The sequence below is a fragment of the Bifidobacterium sp. POST2/T3 (B1) genome (assembly GCF_058197115.1).
The window spans coordinates 1-7,830 of record NZ_JBVPQK010000110.1 but is presented as its reverse complement, the minus strand read 5'-3'; the positions used below and the strand labels follow the sequence as shown (position 1 = coordinate 7,830).

Annotated in this window: 3 protein-coding genes and 1 pseudogene; 2 read left to right on the top strand and 2 right to left on the bottom strand. The window is 65.1% G+C overall.

The window, feature by feature from the left end; genetic code table 11:
- Both AC0AP0_RS06560 and AC0AP0_RS06555 read left to right on the top strand, forming a co-directional pair.
- Positions 1–1,470, top strand: a 1,470-nt coding sequence (locus tag AC0AP0_RS06560) for an alpha-galactosidase (RefSeq protein WP_490429798.1), incomplete at its 5' end; no start/stop codon positions are given.
- Between the two features lie 45 nt (positions 1,471–1,515).
- Positions 1,516–3,153 carry a glycoside hydrolase family 36 protein gene (locus AC0AP0_RS06555; RefSeq protein WP_490429797.1) on the top strand — a complete coding sequence of 546 codons (1,638 nt, stop codon included), beginning with the start codon at positions 1,516–1,518 and terminating at the stop codon, positions 3,151–3,153.
- 516 nt (positions 3,154–3,669) lie between these two features.
- On the opposite strand, the pseudogene AC0AP0_RS06550 reads toward AC0AP0_RS06555, so the two are convergent.
- Positions 3,670–7,174 (bottom strand): annotated as a pseudogene (locus tag AC0AP0_RS06550) (RCC1 domain-containing protein).
- A 279-nt stretch (positions 7,175–7,453) separates the two neighbouring features.
- On the bottom strand, positions 7,454–7,830 hold a 377-nt coding region (locus tag AC0AP0_RS06545), incomplete at its 5' end, for a phosphoenolpyruvate carboxylase (RefSeq protein WP_490429796.1).

Genomic DNA, 7,830 nt, shown 5'->3' with positions numbered 1-7,830 from the left:
CAGCCGGCCTGGAGCGGGAACACCGTGCTCCGGGTGGACCGGAACAGCGCCACCCCGGCCGGTGTCAGCGCTGGCGAGCTCCTCCTGCCCGGCGAGGTGGTTCTGGACCAGGGCCAGGAGTACAGCTCGCCCTGGATCGTGGTCACGGCCTCCGACCATGGCATGGATCCGATCATGAACAGCCTGCACGCCTGGGAGCGCGCCCTGCCCGAGCATCCGGGCGAGCAGCCGGTCATCCTGAACGTCTGGGAGGCCATCACCTTTAACCACGACTTCGACACCCTGCGTGACCTGGCCGACCGGGCCGCACGCATCGGGGTGGAGCGCCTTGTTCTGGATGACGGCTGGTTCCACCTGCGCCGGGACGACACGGCTGGTCTGGGCGACTGGTGGGTGGATCCTGCGGTCTGGCCCCAGGGCCTGGAGCCTTTAGTTGATTATGTCCACAAATTGGGGATGCAGTTCGGCCTCTGGTTCGAGCCGGAGATGATCAACCCGGATTCGGACGCCTACCGCGACCATCCTGAGTGGGTCATGAGGGCATCCTCCAGGAACCCGGAGCTGCAGCGCAACCAGCTGGTTCTGGACCTGACCAACCCCCAGGCCTTCAACCACGTGCTGGAGGCCATGACCAAGGTCCTGGAGTCCTGCCGCATCGACTACGTCAAGTGGGACCACAACCGTGACCTGCTTGAGGCCGGTTCCCAGGCCCACGGCGGCGCGCCGGCCATCCACGAGCAGACCCTGGCCTACTACCGCCTGCTGGACGCTCTCCGCGCTCGCTTCCCCAAGGTGGAGTGGGAGTCCTGCGCCTCGGGCGGCGGCCGCATCGACCTGGGTGTGATCGAGAAGGTCCGCCGCTTCTGGAACTCCGACATGACCGATGCCCTGAGCAGGCAGCTGATTCAGCGCTGGACCGAGCAGACCGTGGCCCCCGAGTACATCGGCGCCCATATCTCCCAGCCCTCCTCCCAGCAGACCGGCAGAACCTACGGCCTGGATTTCCGGGCGGCCACGGCCGTCTTTGGTTCCATGGGCATCGAGTGGGACATCCGCCAGGCCAGCGAGGAGGACTTGGAGCGGCTCAAGGAATGGATCGCCTGGTACAAGGCCAACCGGGGCTTCCTCCACTCCGGCCGTGTAGTTCGCCTGGACCTGGCCGACCCCTCGGTCCTGGCCCATGGCGTGGTGGCCCCCGACCGCAGCCGTGCCATCCTGGCCCACGTCCAGTTGGACGAATCCCTGCATAATCGTGGTGTTTATCTGCGTATTCCCGGCCTGGACCCCAAGGCCCGGTATCGGCTGGCCTGGACCGGCCCCGCCAAGCCCAGGGCCTCGCTGGAGCGCCTGGATCCGACGGGTCCGCTGGGCACCGCCGAGGTCACCGGCACCTATTTGGAGCGCGTGGGCATCCGCATACCCCGCTGCCAGCCCGAGACCATCCGCCTGATCGACCTGGTTCGGGTCTGACCCGCCGCTATCTGCCACACCACAGGGATGAAGGAGCACTGCATCATGAACCCAACCAGCCTCAGCCTGGGAGAGCCGGACTGGATCACGCTGACCACCGATGCCGACAGGGAGACCGCGCCCGCAGGCAGGCCTTTCCACGCAGCCCCCGATGCGAGGGTCAGCCTCAAGGGCGAATCCGCTCTGACGGTCAGCCTGACCGCCGGCTCCACCCCTATCCGGTCCCTGGCCCTGCGCTGGACCAGGCCCATGCCCGCCGACGACCTCTATCTGGGCGATGCCTGGGAGCGTGGCTACGGCCGCATGGGTTTCCAGACCATGCGCGCCAACCGGTTCATGCCCTGGTACTTCCTGGCGGCGGGTCAGGAGCAGGCCCAGGGGTACGGGGTGGCCACCGGTGCCAACGCCTTCTGCTTCTGGCAGGTCGATACGGCCGGCATCACCCTCTTCCTGGACCTGCGCAACGGCGGAAGTGGGCTGGTACTGGACGGTCGGGAGCTTGAAGCGGCCACCATCATCTGCCTGCAATATCCGCTCCAGGAGCGGGCTGGCGGCCCGGTCTTTGCTGTGGCCAGTGACTTCTGCTCCCGGATCAGCTGCAAGGGCCTTATGCCCCCTGAACCGGTCTACGGGAGCAATAACTGGTACTACGCCTACGGGGACTCCAGCCGTTCCCGGATTCTTGCCGATGCCGAGTATCTGGCCGACCTGACCCAGGGCAACGCTCACCGCCCCACCATGGTCGTGGATGACGGCTGGCAGGATCACCACCGGCTTGAGGACTACAACGGCGGCCCCTGGCGGCGTGGCAATGAGAAGTTCGGCGACATGGGCGCCCTGGCCGACCAGATCAAGGCCATGGGCATCAAACCGGGCATCTGGTACCGTCCGCTTCTCAACGAGGACGAGGCCATTACCGACCAGTTCAGGCTCCCGCACAACGGATGCCTGGACCCTTCGAACCCGCAGGCCCTGGACTACATCCGCCAGGACATCGCCCAGCTGGGGGAGTGGGGCTACCAGCTGGTCAAGCATGATTTCAGCACCTTCGACCTGCTGGGCAGGTGGGGCTTCCAGATGAACCCTTGGCCCAGCCCGGACGGCTGGCACTTCTACGACCGGAGCCTTACCAGCGCCCAGGTGGTCAAGCAGCTCTACCGGGCCATCTTCGAGCAGGCCACCAAGACCGGTATGCTGGTTCAGGGGTGCAACGTGGTCGGCCACCTGGGCGTCGGCTTCATGCAGATCAACCGGACCGGCGACGACACCAGCGGCCTGCAGTGGGAGCGGACCAGGCAAATCGGGGTCAACACCCTGGCCTTCCGCCTGCCCCAGAACGGGAGCTTCTACGCCACCGATGCCGACTGCGTGGGCATATCCGAATCAATCGACTGGGAGCTCAACCGTCAATGGATGGATCTCTTGGCGCGGACCGGCACTCCGCTCTTCTTCTCGGCCCGCCCCGGCAGCCTGACCGCCAACCAGGAGGACCAGCTCAGGCAGGCCTTGGCCCTGGCCTCGACCGGCGGCGCCCATGCTATTCCCTCGGACTGGCTGGTCAACGACTGCCCTGAAATTTGGACTGACGACAGCGGCAGCCGCCGATACTCCTGGTATCAGCCGGCTGGCCTGGAGTTTTCGGACAGGCCCGAGCGCTACGACGGGTACCTTTCCGCCGTTTAGAAGTAGATGACGGCCGTGCTCGGTTGGGATGGGCACAGCCGCCTGTTCGCCGGATTGCAGTGATGGGAATCCGGCCTTACTCGTGCGAAGCACAGCGGGGAATATTCGATAACGACATTTACAGAGCCTCCCAAGAACTCTGCCGACTGTCTCCCCAACAGACGGTGCATGTCATTCGTTTCTGCATCTTTGTACAGTGATACAACCCTATCATCGCGCAATGACTATGACAGCCGGATCCAGTGTCGGCGGAACTCAAGGCTGGCGGAATCTGTAAACAGCGGCCAGGCTGACTGGGGTTGTGTGCCCGTGGCCGGCCTGGCCGTGTTACCCTCTCTCCCAGGCGGAGGCGGGGGCGTGCATGCCTATCCTCGGCTTCTGCCTGCGGAAGTGTGGTGGGGGCGCGGGAGGGAGTGTCGGCTCCCTTGGGGTTTGAGCCTTCAGTGACACTTTTCCTCCCTGCTCCCCCTGTATGGGCCGGGGGCGGGGGGATTGTTACGCCGCCCCCGGCCGCTCTTACTCATACGAAGCATGTGATAGTTGGCGTGTTTCCCGCCGGTGGCGGCGAGATGCCAGCACCCCGCCCATGCCGGTCATGCCCGTGGCCAGGGCGAGCAGGATGCCCTCCCCGCCCGCCCGGGGGAGCACTGCAGGCAGGTACGTGTAACGGAGAGAAGTGTCCGGCTGCTGGGGTGTGCCGCCCAGCGTGTAGTCCACGCTGACCGTGACCGTGCCCGGCGCGTGTGCAGGCGTGAGCACGCTGACGCTGCTGCCATCACCGCGCATCAGGCCTGTTGCGGCGGTCTGGTCGAATCTGACGCCGGTGATCACCAGCTTGAATACCACCGGAACAGGAACAACACTGTAGCCTTTTACATCAGGATTGCTGAGCGAGCCAAAGAAGTTGCTTCCCCAGGCGTAGGCGTTGCCGTCGCTGCCCAGGGCCAGTGAATGAGTGTTTCCGGCGCTGACCTGCAGGTAGGTGAAGTCCGTGGGCGTGCCTGCAGGCTTGCCCACTTTGACCGGCGTAGGCCGGTCGGTTTGCGTCCCGTCGCCGAGCCTGCCATACATGTTGTATCCCCAGGCGTAGGCGTTGCCGTCGCTGCCCAGGGCCAGCGAATGAAGGTATCCGTCGCTGACCTGCAGGTAGGTGAAGTCCGTGGGCGTGCCTGCAGGCTTGCCTACTTTGACCGGCGAAGTCTTTTGAGTGGTCTTTGTCCCGTCGCCGAGGCCATAGTCGTTGTTTCCCCAGGCGTAGGCGTTGCCGTCGCTGCCCACGGCCAGCGAATGATCGGTTCCGGCGCTGACCTGCAGGAAGGTGAAGTCTGTGGGCGTGCCTGCAGGCTTGTATACTTTGACCGGCGAAGTCTGCTTGGAGGTATCGGTGATCGTGGTTGCCCCGTCGCCGAGCTGGCCGTAGCTGTTGTTTCCCCATGCGTAGGCGTTGCCGTCGCTGCCCAGGGCCAGCGAATGAGTGTTTCCGGCGCTGACTTGCAGGTAGGTGAAGTCCGCGGGCGTGTCTGCAGGCTTGTCTACTTTGACCGGCGTAATCTTTTGAGTGGCGGTTGTCCCGTCGCCGAGCTGGCCATAGTCGTCGTATCCCCAGGCGTAGGCGTTGCCGTCGCTGCCCAGGGCCAGCGAATGATAGTATCCGGCGCTGACCTGCAGGAAGGTGAAGTCCGTGGGCGTGTCTGCAGGCTTGCGTACTTTGACCGGCGTAATCTTTTGAGTGGTCTTTGTCCCGTCGCCGAGCTGGCCGTAGTCGTTGCGTCCCCAGGCGTAGGCGTTGCCGTCGCTGCCCAGGGCCAGCGAATGAAATTGTCCGGCGCTGACCTGCAGGTAGGTGAAGTCCGTGGACGTGCCTGCAGGCTTGCTCACTTTAGCCGGCATAGTCCGGGTGGTGGTTGTCCCGTCGCCGAGTTGGCCATTGCCGTTGATTCCCCATGCGTAGGCGTTGCCGTCGCTGCCCACAGCCAAGGAATGATAAGAGTATGATGCGCTGACCTGGTTGAACCTGATGCCTCGGCTGGTGTCCGGCGGGGTGATGGTGGTGGTTTCCTTGCCGAACTGGCTGCCCTTGTCGGGGCTGATGCTCCATGTGCTGTCGGGGTCTTTGAAGGTCCAGTGGGCGGTGAGGGTGAGGTTTTGGGTGACGGGTTTGCTGAAGTCGTAGGCGACCTGCCCGGTGAACCATCCGTCGAACTGGTAGCCTGGGCGCGTCGGGTCGGGGGAGGGGCGCTGGACTCTGCCGTAGACCGGCTGGATGCTCTGGTCCTGTGGGGGCGGGTTTCCTCCGCCTGTGTCGAAGCGGACCGTGTAGGCGGAGCCCTGGCGGAGGTCTCTGGTCAGGGTCTGGTCGACGGTGTACGTAAGGCTTCTGGTGAAGGGCTGGTCGTCCTGCCTGCCGGTGATGGTGATGGCGGCCGGGCCGGGCTGGCGGGCGGGGATGTCCGTCTGCCAGGCGTCGCCGGTCCTGCTGAGTTTGAGCGGCTGGCCGTCCATGCCGGCTGTTTCCAGGGTGGGCGCTGTGGCGGTGCCGAGCCGGGCCGGCTGGCCGGGCCGGCCCTGCCCGTCCAGGCTCCACTGGTATAGGCCGCCCTGCCTGCTGGTGGCGGTGATCCTGCCGCCTGCAAGGACGGCCTGCGTGTAGGCCCGGTTCCCGTCGTCCGCCCGGGCGGGCGCTTCGCCGGGCTTCCAGGCCCAGACGCGGCCGTCCCTGCTGGTGATGACGGCCTGGTCATTGCCGGTGGTGATTCGGCTGGCCTTCAGGTTTTCCGGCAGGCCGGCGGCCGTAAGGCTGGTCGTGCCGTCGGCCTGGTGCCAGGCCTGCCCGTCCGCGTCCAGGAGGAGGAACCCCTGGTTGAGGGCCTGGGCCTGGACGATACGGATTTGTGTGTCCTGCCTGATGCGTGCGGGCTTGACGTTGCCGGTCTTGCTCGCGTCCCAGGCCCAGGCCTGCCCGTCCGTGTCCAGGACGAGGGCCCGGCCGCCGGAGGCGGCGGCGGTGACGGCCCGCGCCTGTCCGGGCAGGCCGGTCGTGGCCTGCTCCAGGAATTTCGGGTTCGTGTTTTGACCGTCTTTCCGGCTGGCCTGGTAGGCGTGGACCTGTCCCTGCCGGTCCACCGCCAGCAGAAGGTCGCCGTCCATGCTGATGCCGGTGAATCGGGTGTCCTGGTTGGCATCGAGGATGGTGGGTGTCGATTGTCCGTTGGCCCAGGCGTAGATCCGCTGGTCGGATCCGAGCGCGGCCTGCAGCCGGCCGCCTGCCGCGGCCTGCAGCCAGCGGAACCCGTCGGGAGCCTGGGCGGGGAAGGGGACCCGCTTGGGCGCGCCCTCCTGCGTCCAGGTGTGGATTCGCCCGTCGCCGGTCAGGCCGACTGTCTGCTCGCCTGCGGCCTGGACGTTGACGTAGTAGGGCTCCTGCAGGCTGGGCGGGCTGATGGTCAGCCGGGCGCCGGCGGCGGGCCCGTGGTCCGGGCTCAGCGTCCAGTCCGTGATCCTCGACCATTGTGCTTTCAGGGTCGTGTCCTGGAGGATGGGAGTCTGGAAGTCGAAAGGCTCGCCGTCAAGCGTCCACCCGTCGAACCGGAAGCCTTCGCGTACAGGATTCTGTTGTGGGGGAGCGGCGAGGGTGCCGGTCTTCACGGTTGACTGTGTTGGCTTGCTGCCGTCGGCAGGGTCGAAGCGCACCGTGTGCGCGGCCTGATCGCTGGTATCGGATGGCTTAGTTGGAGCGGGTTCTGTCTTATCCTGATCGCCCGTCGTCGATGACGGGGTGCCCGTCGTTGGGTTTAATGGTGTGGTGGCTTGTATCGGCGATGGTGTGGGCAGTGGGGTGCTGGTTGTGTTGCTGGGGAGAGTGCCGGGGGTTTGCTCAGCTACGCGAGGGGTCTGACGACCCCCCCCCCCCGGTGAGTATGGGAGCATCCGCTTGGGCGGATGCGACACCCAAGCCTGCCAGCAGGCTGATCAGGACGGTCATCATCGCCAGAATGCGACGCAGGCGGGAAACCAGATGCATGAAACCAAACCCCCTCACCAAACATCAAGCGGTATCAATACCGCCTGCCTAAAAAAGTTCTTCTTGTCGGAAAGCCACCCTTTGCTCAGCGCCAGCTCTACATTACATTGCAGAAACCAAGACGAAAACCAGCCACCTTCTCGACGTCCCTACTTTTCACTCTACCATTCGATCCGCAAACAACACACGACCACATCAGGGGCCCTTGGATATGGCGAGGCCCCGCCTCCTGCTATCTGCAAGAGAACGGGGCCTCATCCTTAAAGTGTCAAGCGGTAATCAGCCGGTGTTCTGCAGGCCGGCGGCGACTCCCGAAACGGTGCAGAGGATCAGGTAGATGAAGTCGGCCTGTTGACTCTTGCTGAGCTCCTCCTTGTCGTTGCGACGACGCAGGGTGCGCAGGGCGCGCACCTGGGTCACCGAGAGGGCGTCCACATATGGAGAGCGGATCCGGATGGCCTGGCCCAGCACGTGGCGGTGCTGCAGGGGCCACTCGTCACCCACGATTTGCAGAACCCACTTGCGGGTCAGCTCCATCTCCGAGAGGACCTTCTGGCTCAGGTCGTCCCTGTCGCCCAGGGAGAGGTACATCTTGGCGATGCGCTCGTCGGTCTTGGCCAGGCTCATCTCGATGTTGTCGATGAAGGTGCTGAAGA

What these genes read in the sequence shown, in the direction of transcription:
- AC0AP0_RS06555 (WP_490429797.1), top strand. Translation starts at nt 1,516, where the DNA reads ATGAACCCAACCAGCCTCAGCCTGGGAGAGCCGGACTGGATCACGCTG.